This window comes from Stenotrophomonas sp. YJH_SMC_25 (assembly GCF_059369595.1).
In genome coordinates, this window is sequence record NZ_JCAFSV010000003.1 from 1 (window position 1) to 16,731 (window position 16,731).

The window sequence follows — 16,731 nt, forward strand, 5'->3', positions numbered from 1 at the left end:
ACAGCGTATGAACCTGCCTCAATCCTTGGATGGCTTGCGCTTTGCGTCTTGCGCCGCCTGCTCTTCCCGGATCAAGGCATCGAGTTTTTTTAGGTAGTCGGTCTCCGCACGCAGATAGGCGACTTCCTTGAGCAGCTCATCCCGGCTCATTTCCTCAGGTGGCTTGGACGAACGGGTCTTTTTCATCGGCTTTCGGGGCAGCGGCGGAGGCGGTGCCAACGCTTGGGCACCGCCTTGAGCATACAGGCGCCGCCATCGCCCCACTGCGCCGGCATCACCAATCTGGAAGTAGGTGGTGGCCTCCCGCCCGGACATGCCGTCCTGGCTCATCTTTTCTAGGACAGCCAGCTTGAACGGGAGGTCATAGAACTGGGCCTGGCGATGAAATCCGCGCCAACCATGCAGCCGATAGGTCGCCACCCAGCGCCTGACCGTGGAGAACTCAAGGCCGTGGCGACGGGCAATGGCTTTGACCGATGTGGAGGTCTTGCAGGCCTCTTTGGCGACCTGCAGTTTGAAACGTGCGTCATATCTGTTCATGTATCCCTCGGGGTTGGATCTGACGTCCAACTCCCGGGGGTCACTTCACCATGGGGGCTTGGCCGCGGCATCCATGCCGCGGACACTCCCGCAACCGGACCCACCCCGCCTTCGACAATCTCCCGCGATCTGTTGGAATTGCTCTCGGGGTCAGATCCGTTTTCCGGAGGAAAACGGATCTGACCCGATCTTGATTTTCGATATCTGACAGAGTGTGTCGACCAAGGTCGACACCTACCGACAGCCGCAGGAACTGTCAGAGGTGGGGCGGTGTCGGAGTGCGGGGTGTCAGCCGCATGGATGCGGCTGCCAAGCCTCCAGGGACGGATTTACGGCGTCCCCGCACTCCGACACCGCCCCGCCAAACCACGGAATGCCCGCTGTTGCCGTTGCTGTTGCTCTTGCTTCGGCCGTTGCTTCGGCGGGTGCAGGGCGCAGCCCTGCAAAGAGCCCTACCCCCGCGGTCGGCCGCGCGAGGGCACCAGTGCGAACGTATCCACCGCCAGCTTCTCGGCATGGTTCAACCACGCGCGGATCTCCAGATCATCCACCTCGTGGTCCAGCCCGAACGAGAGGTTGATCTTGCCGTTGGCGTCGGGCTGCACCCACTGCTGGGCCAGCACCACCTTGCGCTGCGATGACACCGCCTCGATCCAGAAGCCGCGATCCGGGCGCGTGCTCGCCACCAGCTGCAGCATGTACTGGCCGGCACGGGTGCGGCGGCCTTTCTGCGTGATCATGTGCGCCTGGCGCACGCTCGGGCGCGGGCCCTGGAAGGCGTCCAACGGCGCATCCACGGCAATGCCGCCACGCAGGTCGTTGTCGCGGTACAGCTTGATGCCGTTGTCACGGTTGACCAGCAGGGCGCACCAGTCCCCGTCGGCCGAGCCATCCTCGAACGCGGTGCAGCGATCGACATAGGCCAGGGTGTTGTCCGGGTCGGCATCATCGAACTGGCGCGAGGTGTTCTCCAGATACACCGACTTCAGGCCCCAGTCCTTGTCGTACTCCAGCAGCACCGGCGGTTGCACGTGCTGCAGGCCCACCACCACCTGGTCATCGCCATCGATCTTCAGCTCGCGGGTCGGCTCACCCAGCCACAGCGAGCGGGCGAAGGCGAGGTACTGCGGGTAATCTCGGCCGCCATCACGCTGGGTGGCCACGCTGGCGCTGGGCGCGCGCTGGGTATCGATCAGTGAACGGCCAAAGCCCATCGTCTTCAGGTTCGGGTCCAACAGGCTGAGCAGGGTCGCACCCGAATCCAGGGTGGTGCCGGCGTCGGTGCTGAGCTGCTGCGGCGCAATGCCATCGCCGAGGAACAGCAGCAGGTTCTCGCGCTTCTGCCGGGTCAGGATGTGGGTCAGATCGTTGGGCATCGCCAGGTGGTCGGAGGCGATCACGATCAGCGTGTCCTTGCCGTACGGGCTGGCCTGGATGCGTTCGACCAGCTGCGAGATCAACCGGTCACTGCACTTGAGCGCGTTGAGCATGTTGATGTTGCCGTACTGGCTCTGGTAGCGCTCGCCCTTGCACGACACCGGCAGGTGGCCCGCCGGGTGGTGGGTGTCCATGGTGAGCGTGGTGAGCATGAACGGCGAGCCGGCGCGCGAGAGCTGTTCGAAGCGCTGGTAGGCGGTATCCAGCAGCACGTCGTCGTGCACGCCCCAGGCGGAGTAGTGGATGCGCCCGATCTTTTTCTGCTGCTTGAACCAGGCGAGGTCATGCACTTCGTCAAAGCCGTGGCTGGCGAGGAACTGGCCCTTGCCGGCGAACTGGCCGTTGGCCCCGCCCAGGTAATGGTTGGTATAGCCCTGCTGCTTCAGGTAGTCGCCCAGGCACACCGCCTTGGGCAGGAAGCTGCCCATCCGGTCCATGCTGTTCTCATCGCCCTGCGAGGTGGTCAGCGGCACGCCGCACATCGACGACACCAGGCCGGCGATGGTCCAGCCGCTGCCCTCGGCCGAGGCCAGGTTGCGCACGTCCAGCGACTCGGACGCCAGCCGGTTGAGATTGGGCATCAGGCCCGGGAATACGTTTTCGTCCAGGTAGGTGCGCTCCAGGCTCTCGCCGTAGATCCAGACGATGTTGCGCGGGCGCTGCAGCGGCTGCGTCGGCACCTGGTATTCGGGGGCGATGCGGGCGAAGTCGACCGGGCGCAGCTGCTGGTACAGGCGTTGGCCGTCGCGGGCCAGCGGGCTGATCATGATCGTGGCCACCCACACGGTCGCGAAGCCCGCGAACAGCGCGCCACCGTGGCCGGGCCGGCGCCAGCGCTTCACCCGCGTGGCGAACAGCGGCAGCAGCGAGACCAGCGCCAGCACGATGAAGCCGGCGATGTAGCCCTTGAAGTCGGAGACTCCGGCGCCTTCCATGTCGGCGCCGAGGTGGTACAGCGTGGCGGCGTTGAGCCCATCACCGGACAGCTTGTCGATCAGCCACCATGCGCTGAGCGTGAGCAGCAGCAGCGAGAACGCACTGGCCTTCCACCACACCCATTTGCCGGATGCGAGGAACAACCAGCACAGCAGCAACAACGACAGCAGCAGTATCCAGAGCATAGGCAGCTTCGGCAGTGACGGGGTGGTGGTGATGGACGTCGTACCGACGCGTGTCCATCCGACCGGCGCTGCCGCACGCACATGCATGTGACAGACCGATGACCCGATAGTGCATGCACGAACCTGACTGAAATGTTTGTTGAAATGACGCGCGCGAAATCGCGCTCAGAAGGTAAAACGAGCGTGAAAGGCTTCGTTGGATTGCATTAAAAGTCGCATGAATACGGGTGTTTTCGTAGATTCGCTAGCGATGCCCGCGCTCTTCGCGTGCCCGCGCGCGACGATCGAACAGCAATGCACTGGTCACGATGCCAAGGCCGAGCACTACGCCGATGAACAACAGAATCAGGGCGATGAGCGGGTAGCCGAACAGATGCCAGCCGGTGTCGATCTTCATCATCATCGCGGCGGCCATGATCAATGCCGCGCTGATGATGCCGGCCGCCACGCGGTTGGCGATCTTCTGCAGGTTCTCCATCAGCCGCGATTCTTCCAGGCCCGTCACCTTCATCTGCAGACGGTTCTCGGCCAGCAGCGCCATGATGTCCGACAGCTTGCGCGGCCCATCGCGCAGCAGCTGCTGCAGCTCCATCGCCTCGCTGGCGATGTTGGCTGCCGACAGGGACTTCTTCAGGCGCGCACGCATCACGTGCTGCAGCTGGCGTTCGACGATACGGCGGGTATCCAGGTCCGGTGCCAGCAAGCGGCATACGGTTTCCAGGTTGAGCAGCGCCTTGCCGAGCAGGCTCAGTTCCGGCGGGGTGCGCAGGCCGCAGGCGGTGGCGATGCGCACCATGTCCAGCACCACGCGGCCTTCGGAGAAACTGCCGCTGGCGGCGTAGCGCGCGATCAGCTGGCCGGTCTCGCGCAGGTAGCGCTCTTCGTCGAAGGCCTCCAGCCGCGTGCTGATGCTGATCAGATCGTCGGCTACTTCCTCGCCACGGCCATCGACTGCGGCGAACAGGATCTTCAGCAGCCGTTCGCGCAGGCGCGGCGGCATGTGCGCGACCATGCCCAGGTCGAAGATCGCCAGCCGTCCATCGGGCATCACCCGCAGGTTGCCGGGGTGCGGGTCGGCGTGGATCTCGCCGTGCACGAAGATCTGGTCCAGGTAGCCGCGGATCAGCGCCGCCGCCAGCGGGTCCATCGATTGTTCGGTACGGCGCACATCGGGAATCGCATCCACGCGCACGCCGGTGGCCAGTTCCATGGTCAGCACGCGCTGGCTGCTGTAGTCCCACAGCGGCTGCGGAATCCACAGGCGGCGGAACGGCTTCAGGTGTCGGCCGAAACGGGCCAGGTTCTCGGCCTCGGCGTGGTAGTCCAGCTCCTGCATCAGGGTCTTTGCGAACTCGTTGAGCCAGTCGCGCAGGCGCACGCGGCGGCCCACCTGGGTCAGGTGGTCGGCGGCCAGCGCGAAGCTGCGCAGCGCCTCCAGGTCCGAGCGAAGTTGTGCAGCCACTTCAGGCTTCTGCACTTTCACTGCCACCTGGCGTCCGTCGTGCAGCACCGCGCGATGCACCTGCGCGATCGAGGCACAGCCCAGCGGCTCGGGATCGAATGAGGCGAACAGCTTGTTCACCGGTGCGCCCAGCTCCTGCTCGACGATCGCATGGATGCGCTCGACCGGAATCTCGGCCACCTTTTCCTGCATGCGCTCCAGGGCTGTGGCGAACTCCACCGGCACCATGTCCGGGCGCGTGGACAGCATCTGGCCCAGCTTGACGAAGGTCGGGCCCAGCGCTTCCAGGTCGCTGACGAACTGTTCCGGGTTGCCGTCCGCGGGAACGTCGGCTGGATTGCCTGCGGCATCCAGGTTCATGCCCGAGAACACCCCTGAATGGCGATAGCGCATCAGCAGGCGCAGGATCTGGCTGCGCCGGTTCATGCCTTTGACCAGCGGAGGATTGCCATTGGCGGTGGGCGGATTGCTCAAGCGGAACTCCCATGCGACGAAGACAGGTAGCGCCGGCCACGGGCCGGCGATGTCCGGATTCCGCAGTGTCGCCGGGGGGCGGTGGGCACGCGGTGAATCCGACGTCTTCCGCAGTCCACACCGGATCGGTCAGAATCCGCTCATTCCCTCTCTGGACTTCCCATGGCCGGTGCCAGCCTGTTCGCCCTGCTCGACGATATCGCCACCCTCCTCGACGATGTCTCGGTCCTGACCAAGGTCGCGGCGAAGAAAACCGCCGGCGTGCTGGGCGACGACCTGGCGCTGAACGCGCAGCAGGTCACCGGGGTCAACGCCAACCGCGAACTGCCGGTGGTGTGGGCGGTGGCCAAGGGCTCGCTGGTCAACAAGGTGATCCTGGTGCCGGCAGCATTGGCGATCAGTGCGCTGGAGGCCTGGCTGCACAGCCGCGGCTGGAACGTGCCGCTGATCGTGCCGCTGATGATGATCGGCGGCGCGTTCCTGTGCTTTGAGGGCGTTGAGAAGCTGGCGCACCGGTTCCTGCACTCAGCCGAGGACGACGCCGAGCATCAGGCCGAGCGGCGCAAGGCGCTGGCCGACGCGCAGGTGGACATGGTGGCGTGGGAGAAGGACAAGGTGAAAGGCGCGATCCGCACCGACTTCATCCTGTCGGCCGAGATCATCGTACTGACCCTGGGCGTGGTCGCCACCGCATCGTTCACCAACCAGCTGGTCACGCTGGCCGTGGTTGCACTGGCGATGACGGTCTTCGTCTATGGGCTGGTGGCGGGCATCGTGAAGCTTGATGACGTCGGCCTGTACCTGTCGCGCAAGGGTGGGGCCGTGGCCGCCTTCGGTCGCGGCCTGGTGGCCTCGGCGCCGTGGCTGATGAAGTTCCTGTCGGTGGCCGGCACCATTGCCATGTTCCTGGTGGGCGGAGGCATCCTGGTGCACAACGTGCCGGCGCTGCACCACGCAGTACAGGCGATGGGCGGCGAGGGGCAGTGGGGCTGGCTGGTCAGCGCGGTGGGTAACATGGTGGTCGGCATCATCGCCGGCGCCATCGTGCTGGCGGCCGTGACCGGGTTCCAGAAGCTGCGCGGCAAGTAATCACCGGCGGGTCGCAAGGTAGAGGCCGACCTTGGTCGGCGCTTTGTTTGGCGCTCGTGCCAACCAAGGTTGGCACCTACCAAAGCGGTTCGCGACGGGCCGGACGGTCAGCCCGCCTGCACGCGGTTCTTGCCCTGTCGCTTGGCCGCATACAACGCGTCATCCGCACGGCGCAGCAGGGCCTCGGTATCGTCGCCCGGCTGCCATTGCGCCAGCCCGGCGCTGAAGTGCACCGGCACGCGGCGGTCCTGCACGGTCAGCACACGGTGCGCCAGTGAGCGTTGCAGGCGCTGCACGGTGGCCATGCTGTCGGCACCCTGGGTTTCCGGCAGCACCAGCACGAACTCGTCGCCACCCAGCCGTGCGATGCCGTCGGTAGCGCGCAGCAGCAGCCTGCAAACGGCCACCAGGTGCTGCAGCAACGCATCGCCGCCGGCGTGGCCGTGCGCCTCGTTGGTCAGGTGGAAATCATCCAGGTCGATCACCGCCACGCCCAGCGGTGAGTTGTTGCGCGCAGCACGCGCCAGTTCACGCTGCAGCAGTTCGTCCAGGCCGCGGCGGTTCAGCGCCTGGGTCAGCGGATCGATACGCGCCAGGTCACCGGCGGCACGCAGTTCCTGCTCCAGCTCGGCAATGCGCTGTTCGGCGCGTTCCACTTCCTGCCGCGCATTGGCCAGGTGATCGCGGGCCTGCGCGGCCTGTTGCTGCACCTTGCCGGTGTCGCGCATCACGTCCTGCAGCAGCTGGTTGAGGTCGGCGATGCTACGCGCCTCGCGCAGCTGCAGTGCGTAGCTGCCGATGCGGTCGTGGTATTCGCCGGTGCTGGTGGCCATGCCATCCATGCGCTCGATGAACTCGCCCATCAACCCGCGCATCGCCGCCTTCGAATCGTCGATGCCCTGGCGCAGCAGGCCCTGCTTGTAGATCACTTCGCGCAGTTCGGCACGGGTGCGCTCGACTGCCTCGGCTTCCAGCGGCCCGTCCAGCAGCTGGCGCACCGCCGCGATCTGGCCCTGCAGCCAGCTGCGGTCGTCCAGCAGCTCGCTCACGTTTTCCAACAGCAGCGCGAACAGTTCCAGCAGCAGCGCCTGCTGCTCCTGCCAGCTCTCGGCACGCACGCCGACCTGGTGCCCGAGTTCGCGCACGCCCTGCTCGATCGGCTCCAGTGCGGTACCCGGCTGCCACTGGCGCAGGCGCGTGGCCAGGGCCTGCGCTTGTTCGCGCAGATCCGGGTCGTGCTGCAGCAGGGCCACCACGGCGCCACCCAGCAGCAGCCGCAGCTGCTCGGACAGGCGCAGGCTTTCCGGCTGACCGTCCGGCGAATGCTGTTCGATGGTGCGGATGTACTTGTCGATCAGCTGCCGCATCGCGCGCCCGTAGCGCGGCCAATCGGCACTGGCCTGCGCCGACTGCAGGCGGTCGCCCATGTCACCCAGTTCGCCGGGCAGGGTGGCCATGCCGTTGGCGAAGGCGGCCAGCAGCGGTTCCGGCGCGTCGGCGCCGGCGAACAGCTGCTGCAGCGCCATGCCACCACCGCCCTGCAGTACCACGCGGTCGCCCAGCCCATCGTCCACCACCGCGCGCACGCGTGCCGGCGGCCCAAGGGCGGTACCGGGGGCAGGGCGGTGGTCGGGCTGGTCCGTCATGGAGCGAATCCTGGGGCTGGCAGGGACTGGTTCCAGCATATCGGCGCGGTCGCCGACGGCTTGAACGGCTAGGATGGGCGACAGGATGCCGCAGTGGAGGTGGTGATGCGCGTGATGTTGCTGGGGGCGACCGGCCTGGTCGGCGGGCTGGCCCTGCCCCGGCTGCTGGACGACCCGCGCTGCAGTGGCGTGGTGGCGCCCACCCGCCGCCCGTTGGGCATGACCCACCGGAAGCTGGAGAACCCGGTACTGGCCTTCGACGCGTTGCCCACTTCGCCAGCATGGGCGCGCGTGGACGCGGTCATCTGCGCGCTGGGCAGCACCATTGCCCAGGCCGGCAGCCGCGAGGCTTTCCACCGCATCGATCATGACTACCCGCTGGCGTTCGCGCGGCTCGCACAGGCACAAGGTGCGCAGACTTATGTGCTGAATTCCGCGGCCGGTGCCGACCCGCAGTCGTCGATCTTCTACAGCCGGGTGAAGGGCGAGCTGGAGCGTGACCTGCGCGCGCTGGGCTTCAACGCGTTGACCCTGGTTCGCCCAGGGCTGATCGGGGGCGAGCGCAACGAGGTGCGTCGTGGCGAGCGCCTGGCGCTGATGGTGCTGGGTGCTTTGGGGCCGATGTTGCCACGGGCGTGGCGGATCAACCCGGCGAGCGAGATCGCCAAGGCACTGGTCGAGTCCGCGCTGGCCCCGCAGCCGGGTGAGCACGTGGTTGCATCGAGCGCACTGGTCGGCTGATGTCGCGTGCGCTGCGCCTGACCCAGTTGCTGCAGCTGCTGCGCCGCCATCGGCGGCCGGTGGCCGGGCAGACGCTGGCCGAAGCGTTGGGCATCAGCCTGCGCACGCTGTACCGCGATATCGAGACCCTGCGTGAGCAGGGCGCTGACCTGCGTGGCGAGGCCGGCGTTGGCTACCAGCTGGCGCCGAGCGACACCCTGCCACCGATGACCCTGCCGCCGGCCGAGATCGATGCGCTGGTGCTCGGCCTGCGCTGGGTCGCCGCGCGCACCGAGCCGGCGCTGGCCGAGGCGGCGCGTGATGCACTGGCGCGCATCGCGCATGTGTTGCCTGCAGCGCGACGCGAGGCCTTGCGTGACAGCGGCCTGCGCGTTGGCCCTTCGCGCGCCGCGGCCAAGGTGCCGGCTGGGCGCTTGCAGGCCGTGCGAGAGGCTGTCGGTTCACAGCAGCGCCTGAAGTTCGGCTACGAGGACGCGCACGGTCAGCGCAGCGAGCGGATCGTCTGGCCGTTCGCACTGGGCTACTTCGATGAGGTGCCGATGCTGGCGGCGTGGTGTGAGCGCCGCGAGGACTTCCGGCATTTCAGGCTGGACCGCATCCGCCAGGTGCGCGTGCTGGAGGATCACTACCTCGTGCCACGCGCCACCCTGCTGCGACGCTGGCAGAAGGCGCAGGGCATCGCGCCGGACTGGCTGGATCGTTCATAACCACAGCAACAGCCGGGAACGGGGCGTGTAGAGTCGACTGTTAGTCGACTATCGCGCGCAGCGCGGAGTTTTAGGCAGATTGAGGGAAGAGCAGTCGACTAACAGTCGACTCTACCAACAATCGACTCTACTGACAGAATCTGTCAGCAGGGCCGTACCACCATGAGCGCTCCCAACAACGGAGCTTCCCCATGTTCACGCCCAGCACCCTGCTGCAGTACGTGCGCGACGTCGCCGCCAGCGCCACCTTCTACAGCGGCATCCTCGGCAAGCCGCCGGTCGAGCAGTCGCCCGGCTTTGCCCTGTTCCTGCTCGGCGATGGCGCCGCACTGGGCCTGTGGCAGCGCGATGACGTGCAGCCGCCGGTGTCCGCGCAGGCCGGTGCCGCGGAGCTGGCGATGGTGGTGGCCAACCCGGAGGCTGTGCAGCAGATGCACGATGCGTGGCGCGCTCTTGGTGTGGAGATCCTGCAGGCGCCGGTGACGCTGGAGTTCGGCCATACTTTTGTCGGGGCAGATCCTGATGGCCACCGCCTGCGTGTGTACAGCCGCGCCGAGGGCCTGGTCGCGCGCGATTGATCGCCCGCATTGTGTAGATCCACGCCATGCGTGGATGGAGCGCGACGGAGCAGGCACAAAAAAACGCCGGGCAATGCCCGGCGTTTTCTCCAAGTCATGTGCCAACCAACGGTTGGCACCCACCGATCAGGTGGCCGATCAGCTGGCCAGCGCCAGGTCGTCCATCATTGCGCGCAGGAAGCGCGCCGCTTCGCCGCCGGTGGCCGCGCGGTGGTCGAAGGTGACCGACAGCGGGATCACCTTGTGCGCTTCCACGCCGCCCATCACCGGGGTCATCTGGTGGCGGGCACGGCCGGCACCGACGATGGCCACGCACGGCGGCACCACGACCGGGGTCGCGTAGCGGCCGGCGAACATGCCGAAGTTGGACAGCGAGATGGTGTAGCCGCTCAGTTCCGAGGCGGCGATCGAACGCGATTCCACCTGCTCGCGCAGGCGGTTGACGCCTTCGCGGATGCCACGTGCATCCAGCATGTCGGCATTGCGCAGGGCCGGCACGAACAGGCCGTCGTCGGTGTCCACGGCGATGCCGATGTCCACCTGTGCGTGCAGGGTGCGGGTCAGCGCTTCACCGTCGAACCAGGCGTTCATCGCCGGCACCTTCTGCGCGGCGACCACGATCGAACGCACCAGGCGCGCGGTGACGTCGTTGCCCGGCACCCAGGCGTGGATGTCGGCGTCGTCGTTCAGCGTAGTCGGCACGACCTTGCTGTGCGCATCGGCCATCACGCGGGCCATGTTGCGGCGCACGCCCTTCAGCGGTTCCGGCTGGCCCTTGGCGACCACGCCCGGCGGCTGGGTACGCATCGGCTTGCCGGCGGCGGACAGCGGGGTGCGGGCTTCGCTCTGCACCGGGGCAGACACCTGCGCCGGGGCCGGCGCGGCATAGGCAGCAGCGGCAACCGGTGCCGGAGCAGCGCCGAGCTTGGCGGTGCCGTTGGCGGCGGCCTGCTTGACGTCGGCCATGGTGACCGCGCCATCGGTGCCGGTAGCGGCCACGCGGCTCAGGTCCACGCCCAGCTTGCGCGCCATCGCACGCACGGCCGGCACGGCCTTGACGCCACCGACGGCCAGCGCCTGCTCGGCGTGCACGGCGTTGGAGCTCTGCATGGCGCCGACCACGGTGCCGGCATCATCGCGCTCGGCAGCGGCGGGCTTGGCTTCTTCTGCGGCCACCGGTGCGGCAGCAGTGGGAAGCGGCGGCGGGGTCGGTGCGGCAGCCGGCGCGGCCGGTGCGGCATGACCATGGCTGTGGCCGGTGTCCTGGCCATCGGCACGCTGCGGCAGGTTCGGGTCCAGTTCGAAGCTGGCCAGCACCGAGCCGGTCGGGATGATGTCGCCGGCACCGCCGGACAGCTTCAGCACCTTGCCGGAGAACGGCGAGGGCACTTCCACCACGGCCTTGGCGGTCTCCATCGACACCAGCGGCTCGTCCAGCTTGATCACATCGCCTTCCTTGACGAACCACTCGACGATGGTCGCGTCCGGCAGGCCTTCGCCCAGGTCGGGCAGGTTGAAGTTCTTGGTCTGGCTCATTTGCAGTTCTCTTCCAGCAGTTCCAGTTCGCGGGCCGGCAGCCAACCCGTCGCGCCATTGGCGCGCTCGGACCACCACCACCCGCCGTGTTCGTGATGAAGCTTCACCATCTCGCCGCTTTCCACATCCAGCTCGCGGGCGTCGTAGTCGCACAGCGCTTCGGCGCGACCCTCGTCCAGCAGCTGCAACCAGGCGATGGGCGCCCATCCAGCGCGCCCATCGTTGGTGCGTACCCAGGCAAACGCCGGCCATTCCTCGTCACGTACACCTACTTCGACGATCTGGCCGGTGTGGAACCGGAGCGGGTTGGGATACTGGCTGCGGTAAGCCCCCAGAAGGCGGGCCCGCATGTCAGCCGGCCGCCACCGCGCGCTTGGCCGCAGCCACGATCCGCTCAACGCTCGGCAGGTACTTCATTTCCAGGCGGAACAGCGGGATGTGGGTGTCGTAGCCAGTGACGCGCTCGACCGGGGCCAGCAGGTCGTAGATCGATTCCTCGGCCAGGCGCGCGGCGATCTCGGCGCCGAAGCCCGCGGTCTTCGGGGCCTCCTGCACGATCACGCAGCGGCCGGTCTTGGCCACCGATTCGGCGATGGTGGCAAAGTCCAGCGGACGCAGCGTGGCCACGTCGATGACTTCGGCGCTGATGCCTTCGCCGGCCAGCTTGTCGGCCGCTTCCAGCGCTTCCTTCACCTGCGCGCCCCAGGTCACCAGGGTCACGTCGGTGCCGTCGCGCAGCACGAAGCAGACGTCCAGCGGCAAGGCTTCGCCGTCGTTGACGACCACTTCCTTGTACTGGCGGTAGATGCGCTTGGGCTCCATGTAGATCACCGGATCCGGTTCGCGGATCGCGGCCAGCAGCAGGCCGTAGGCACGCTGCGGCGACGACGGCAGCACCACGCGCAGGCCCGGCACGTTGGTGAAGATCGCCTCGTTGGCTTCGCTGTGGTGTTCCGGCGCGCGGATGCCACCGCCCCACGGCACGCGCAGCACCATCGGGCAGTGCAGGCGGCCACGCGTGCGATAACGCAGGCGGGCGGCGTGGCAGACGATATGGTCGACCATCGGGTACATGAAGCCATCGAACTGGGCTTCGGCGACCGGCTTCATGCCCTGCGCGGCAAGACCAATCGTCAGGCCGGCGATGGTGGTTTCATCCAGCGGGGTGTCGAGGATGCGGTCCGAGCCGAAGCGCTGCTGCAGACCGGCAGTGGCGCGGAACACGCCGCCGTTGACGCCCACGTCTTCGCCCAGCACCAGCACCGACGGGTCGTGTTCCAGCTCCCAGGCCAGCGCCTGGGTGATGGCTTCGATGAGGGTGATCGGGGTGGTGGTCATGCTCTCTTCTCCGCGCGCGACCGCAGCGCTGTCGGCGGCGTTGGTGTGCGCGCCGGGCGCGCCGTTCTTGATCTCATCCATGGCGCTTCTCCAGGGCGATCGCCTGGGCACGCTGGGCCAGCAGGTCCGGCGGCGGATCGGCATACAGGAAGTCGAACATCGCCTCGACCGGCTGCACCGGCGTGTTGAGGTACAGGTTCACTTCCTCGTCCACGCGCGTGCCGCACTCGGCGACCCAGGCGGTTTCCTCTTCTTCGCTCCACACACCGGCATTGATCAGGTACTTGCGCAGGCGCAGCATCGGCTCGCGCTGCCAGGCATCCTTCACTTCGGCGTCGTCGCGGTAGCGGCGCGCGTCATCGGCGGTGGTGTGGTCGGACAGGCGGTAGGTCATCAGTTCCAGCACGCTGCCGCCGTCGCCGGCCAGCGCACGTTCGCGCGCCTGCTCCATGGCCGCCAGCACCGCGATCAGGTCGTTGCCGTCCACCTGCAGGCAGTGCAGGCCACCGGCCAGGCCCTTCTGCGCCAGTGTTTCGGCACCGGTCTGGGCCGAACGCGGAACCGAGATGGCCCAACCGTTGTTGACGATGCACAGGATCAGCGGGAGCTTGTAGGCGCCGGCCGAATTCAGTGCTGCGTAGAAGTCGGTCTTGGAGCTGCCGCCGTCGCCGCACACCGCCACCGCGATCTGCGGTTCCTTGTTGAGCTTGAACTTCAGCGCCGCGCCTGCGGCATGCAGGCACTGGGTGGAAATTGGCACGCAGAACGGGAAGTCCTTGGCCGCGTTGCCGCCGTAATCGTTGCCGCGTTCGTCGCCGCCCCAGTACATCAGCACGTCGTGCGGGCGCACGCCACGCATGAACATCGCGCCATACTCGCGGTACGAAGGCGCGAACACGTCGTCCTTCTGCATCGCCGCGCCGATACCCACGTGTGCGGCTTCGTGGCCCAGGCAGGCGGCATAGGTGCCGAGCTTGCCGGTGCGCTGCAGTGCGATGGATTTGCTGTCGAACGTACGTACGAACAGCATCTGCTTGAACAGCGGTACCAGGACCTTGGGGTCGCGCAGCGACGCAGGCAGGTCATCGCGGACGAGTTTGCCGTCCGTATCCAGGTACTGCAGGTATTCGATCTTGAATTCAGCGGCAACCGTCATTGCGTACTGCACCTTCGACAGAGAAGTTACAAATGATATGAATCGCCATGTTAAGGAACGCGTACGGAATAGCCTTCCTGCGCCGCAACACGGGAATTCCCCGTTTTACCCCTGCCGGCGGGTGGGGGGCCAATAACAACAACGTATTCAGTCGTTGCTGCAAAGCATCAGAATACGCCTCTGGCTGACCGCCAGTACAACGGCCTGGACGGTTCCACGCGCAGGCCCGGGATCGGCCGATGCTCCACGGCCAACCGCACGCCCGGGTATGGACCCGGCGGCTGCCAGCGCGGCGGCAACGCGCTACCCTTGCCGCCCCCGATCTGGTCCCGCCCATGTCCGTCGACAACAACCAACGCGATCTCGAAGCCGGCATCCACACCGACCTGCAGGGACGCCTCACCTACGGCGGCTACCTGCGGCTGGACCAGCTGCTCAGCGCGCAGCAGCCGCTGTCCAGCCCGCCGCACCATGACGAGATGCTCTTCATCATCCAGCACCAGACCTCGGAGCTGTGGCTGAAGCTGCTGGGCCATGAGCTGCGTGCCGCAATCGGCTTCCTGCAGCGCGATGAAGTCTGGCAGTGCCGCAAGGTGCTGGCGCGCAGCAAGCAGGTGCTGCGCCAGCTGACCGAGCAGTGGTCGGTGCTGGAAACACTGACCCCGTCCGAATACATGGGCTTCCGCGACGTGCTGGGCCCGTCGTCGGGCTTCCAGTCGCTGCAGTACCGCTACATCGAGTTCCTGCTGGGCAACAAGAACGCGCAGATGCTGCAGGTGTTCGAGCACGACCCGGCCGGGCAGGCGCAGCTGCGCACCGTGCTGGAGGCGCCCAGCCTGTACGAGGAATTCCTGAAGTACCTGGCCCGCTTCGGCCATGCCGTGCCGGCGGTCTACGAGGCCCACGACTGGACCCAGCCGCACGTAGCCGACGACGCCCTGCAGCCGGTCTTCGAACGCATCTACCAGGACACCGACCGCTACTGGCGCGAGTACGCGCTGTGCGAGGACCTGGTGGATCTGGAGACCGCCTTCCAGCTGTGGCGCTTCCGCCACATGCGCACGGTGATGCGGGTGATCGGCTTCAAGCGCGGCACCGGTGGCTCGTCCGGCGTGGGCTTCCTGGCCAAGGCACTGGAGCTGACCTTCTTCCCCGAGCTGTTCCAGGTGCGCACCAGCCTGCAGGCCGCGCCCCCGGCCGAACAGGCCTGATCCGTATTCAGCTTGGATCCCGGCCGGCGGCTGGATCGTTTCAGATGCAAGTTCAGCGAGCAGGCTGGCACCTGCCTCAAACGGCGTGTATTTGACGTGAACGCCAGAAGTCGGTGATCCTCGCGCGTTGCTCCAACTGCACACCGGACGTGCTCGTCATCCACCGAACCAGGAAATCCGCATGAGCGTAAACGCCACTGCGAACACCCCAGAGCCGGCGCTGCCGGACTTCAAGACCACGCTGGGCCACCCGCGCCCGTTGTGGATGCTGTTCATGACCGAGTTCTGGGAGCGCTTTGCGTTCTATGGCATCCGCTGGGCCTTGGTGCTGTACATCGTCGCCCAGTTCTACAACGGCAGCGCTGCCGGTGAAGGCGACGCCAGCCGCATCTACGGCGCCTACCTGGCCCTGGTGTACGCCGCGGCGATCTTCGGTGGCTACGTGGCCGACCGGGTACTGGGCTACCAGCGCTCGATCCTGACCGGCGCGATCATCATGGCCGCCGGCCTGTTCATGATCTCGCTGCCGCAGGAGCACATCTTCAAGCTCGGCCTGGCCACGATCATCGTCGGCAACGGCCTGTTCAAGCCCAACATCTCGACCATGGTCGGCAAGCTGTATGGCCTGAAGGACGAGCGCCGTGATTCGGGCTTCACCATCTTCTACATGGGCATCAACATCGGCGCGATGATCGCCCCGGTGCTGACCGAGTACCTGGCCCGCAAGGTCTTCGGTACCGACGCGATGCCGTCCTACAAGGTCGTGTTCATTGCCTCCGGCGTGGGCATGCTGATCTCGCTGGTGTGGTTCTACATCGGTCGCGCCGGCCTGAAGGGCATCGGTGCACCGCCGGCCGGCGCTGAAGGTTTCGGCCGCATCATCATGGTGCTGGTCGGTGCCGTGGTCGCCATCCCGGTTGCGTACTTCCTGCTGGCCACCGGCGCCACCGCGCTGGCCTGGATCCTGGGCGCGATGTTCACCGCGCTGGCCATCCTGCTGCTGGTCGAGGGCATCCGCGAGGGCAAGGTGCAGCGCGACCGCGTGATCGCGATGCTGATCATCTTCGCCTTCAACGTGATGTTCTGGATGTTCTTCGAACAGGCCGGCAGCTCGTTCACCTTCCTGGCCGAGAACATCGTCAACCGCCAGTTCGGTGACTGGACCTTCCCGACCGCGTGGTTCCAGTCGGTCAACTCGGTGGCGATCATCACCCTGGCCCCGGTGATCGCCTGGATCTGGGTGGCCATGGGCCGCGCCAATCCGTCCATCCCGCGCAAGTTCGGCCTGGGCCTGCTGTTCAACGGCGCCGCCTTCGCGCTGCTGATGTTCGCCCTGTCGCAGATGGTCGTGGACGGCAAGATCCCGTTCTGGACCCTGTTCATGGTCTACGTCATCCAGTCGGTGGGTGAGCTGTGCCTGTCGCCGATCGGCCTGTCGATGGTGACCAAGCTGGCCCCGGTGCGCTTGGTCGGCTTCGGCATGGGCGGCTGGTTCCTGTCCACCGGCATCGGCAACAACCTGTCGGGCATCTTCGCTGGCGTGGTCAGTGGTGAAGGCGGCATGACGGTCGAGTCGGCCCTGAAGGGGTATACCTTCGGGTTCTGGGCCCTGATCGGCTCCGGCGTGGTGCTGTTCCTGATCGCCCCGCTGATCAACAAGCTGATGCACGGCGTCAAGTAATGATGAGAGGGTAG

Annotated in this window: 12 protein-coding genes and 2 pseudogenes; 6 read left to right on the plus strand and 8 right to left on the minus strand. The window is 66.7% G+C overall.

What is annotated here, in order from left to right; genetic code table 11:
- From AC5P7E_RS04730 to AC5P7E_RS04740, 3 genes and pseudogenes are all read right to left on the minus strand, one after another.
- Nucleotides 1-540: pseudogene (locus AC5P7E_RS04730) on the minus strand (transposase); the annotation flags it as partial.
- Between the two features lie 452 nt (nt 541-992).
- A complete protein-coding gene (locus AC5P7E_RS04735; RefSeq protein WP_114618308.1) occupies nt 993-3,098 on the minus strand; it encodes a phosphoglycerol transferase I in 2,106 nt (701 codons plus the stop codon).
- Between the two features lie 244 nt (nt 3,099-3,342).
- Nucleotides 3,343-4,989: pseudogene (locus AC5P7E_RS04740) on the minus strand (ABC1 kinase family protein); the annotation flags it as partial.
- Nucleotides 4,990-5,196: 207 nt separating this feature from the next.
- Between AC5P7E_RS04740 and AC5P7E_RS04745 the strand changes: the two are divergent.
- Nucleotides 5,197-6,123 carry a DUF808 domain-containing protein gene (locus AC5P7E_RS04745; RefSeq protein WP_005411357.1) on the plus strand — a complete coding sequence of 309 codons (927 nt, stop codon included), beginning with the start codon at nt 5,197-5,199 and terminating at the stop codon, nt 6,121-6,123.
- Between the two features lie 107 nt (nt 6,124-6,230).
- Here the strand turns inward: AC5P7E_RS04745 and AC5P7E_RS04750 are convergent, their stop codons facing one another.
- Nucleotides 6,231-7,769: a GGDEF domain-containing protein gene (locus AC5P7E_RS04750; protein ID WP_049460386.1), complete on the minus strand. Its 1,539-nt coding sequence runs from the start codon at nt 7,767-7,769 to the stop codon at nt 6,231-6,233.
- A 105-nt stretch (nt 7,770-7,874) separates the two neighbouring features.
- Here AC5P7E_RS04750 and AC5P7E_RS04755 point away from each other — a divergent pair, with 105 nt between their 5' ends.
- From AC5P7E_RS04755 to AC5P7E_RS04765, 3 genes are all read left to right on the plus strand, one after another.
- The gene (locus AC5P7E_RS04755; protein ID WP_062605846.1) at nt 7,875-8,510 is read left to right on the plus strand and encodes a Rossmann-fold NAD(P)-binding domain-containing protein; all 636 of its coding nucleotides are present in this window, start codon (nt 7,875-7,877) and stop codon (nt 8,508-8,510) included.
- Nucleotides 8,510-9,217 (plus strand): helix-turn-helix transcriptional regulator, encoded by a 708-nt coding sequence (locus AC5P7E_RS04760; protein ID WP_062605498.1) that lies wholly within the window; start codon nt 8,510-8,512, stop codon nt 9,215-9,217. Before AC5P7E_RS04755 ends, AC5P7E_RS04760 begins: the two co-directional genes overlap by 1 nt.
- A gap of 191 nt (nt 9,218-9,408) precedes the next feature.
- Nucleotides 9,409-9,795: a VOC family protein gene (locus tag AC5P7E_RS04765; protein WP_062605500.1), complete on the plus strand. Its 387-nt coding sequence runs from the start codon at nt 9,409-9,411 to the stop codon at nt 9,793-9,795.
- A 138-nt stretch (nt 9,796-9,933) separates the two neighbouring features.
- Here the strand turns inward: AC5P7E_RS04765 and AC5P7E_RS04770 are convergent, their stop codons facing one another.
- Genes AC5P7E_RS04770 through pdhA form a run of 4 tightly spaced genes read right to left on the minus strand, consistent with a single transcriptional unit; the run spans nt 9,934 to nt 13,825 of the window.
- Nucleotides 9,934-11,331 (minus strand): dihydrolipoamide acetyltransferase family protein, encoded by a 1,398-nt coding sequence (locus AC5P7E_RS04770; RefSeq protein ID WP_062605502.1) that lies wholly within the window; start codon nt 11,329-11,331, stop codon nt 9,934-9,936.
- Nucleotides 11,328-11,681, minus strand: a complete 354-nt coding sequence (locus tag AC5P7E_RS04775) for an SH3 domain-containing protein (RefSeq protein WP_005411349.1) — start codon at nt 11,679-11,681, stop codon at nt 11,328-11,330. The genes AC5P7E_RS04770 and AC5P7E_RS04775 overlap by 4 nt, the downstream gene beginning before the upstream one ends.
- Nucleotide 11,682: 1 nt before the next feature.
- Nucleotides 11,683-12,750: an alpha-ketoacid dehydrogenase subunit beta gene (locus AC5P7E_RS04780; protein WP_005414714.1), complete on the minus strand. Its 1,068-nt coding sequence runs from the start codon at nt 12,748-12,750 to the stop codon at nt 11,683-11,685.
- Nucleotides 12,743-13,825 (minus strand): pyruvate dehydrogenase (acetyl-transferring) E1 component subunit alpha, encoded by a 1,083-nt coding sequence (gene pdhA, locus AC5P7E_RS04785; RefSeq protein ID WP_005414713.1) that lies wholly within the window; start codon nt 13,823-13,825, stop codon nt 12,743-12,745. The genes AC5P7E_RS04780 and pdhA overlap by 8 nt, the downstream gene beginning before the upstream one ends.
- Nucleotides 13,826-14,160: 335 nt before the next feature.
- On the opposite strand from pdhA, the gene AC5P7E_RS04790 reads away from it, so the two are divergent.
- Nucleotides 14,161-15,036 carry a tryptophan 2,3-dioxygenase gene (locus tag AC5P7E_RS04790; RefSeq protein ID WP_005414712.1) on the plus strand — a complete coding sequence of 292 codons (876 nt, stop codon included), beginning with the start codon at nt 14,161-14,163 and terminating at the stop codon, nt 15,034-15,036.
- A gap of 181 nt (nt 15,037-15,217) precedes the next feature.
- Nucleotides 15,218-16,717: a peptide MFS transporter gene (locus tag AC5P7E_RS04795; RefSeq protein ID WP_049417472.1), complete on the plus strand. Its 1,500-nt coding sequence runs from the start codon at nt 15,218-15,220 to the stop codon at nt 16,715-16,717.
- The last annotated feature ends 14 nt before the right edge of the window (nt 16,718-16,731 follow it).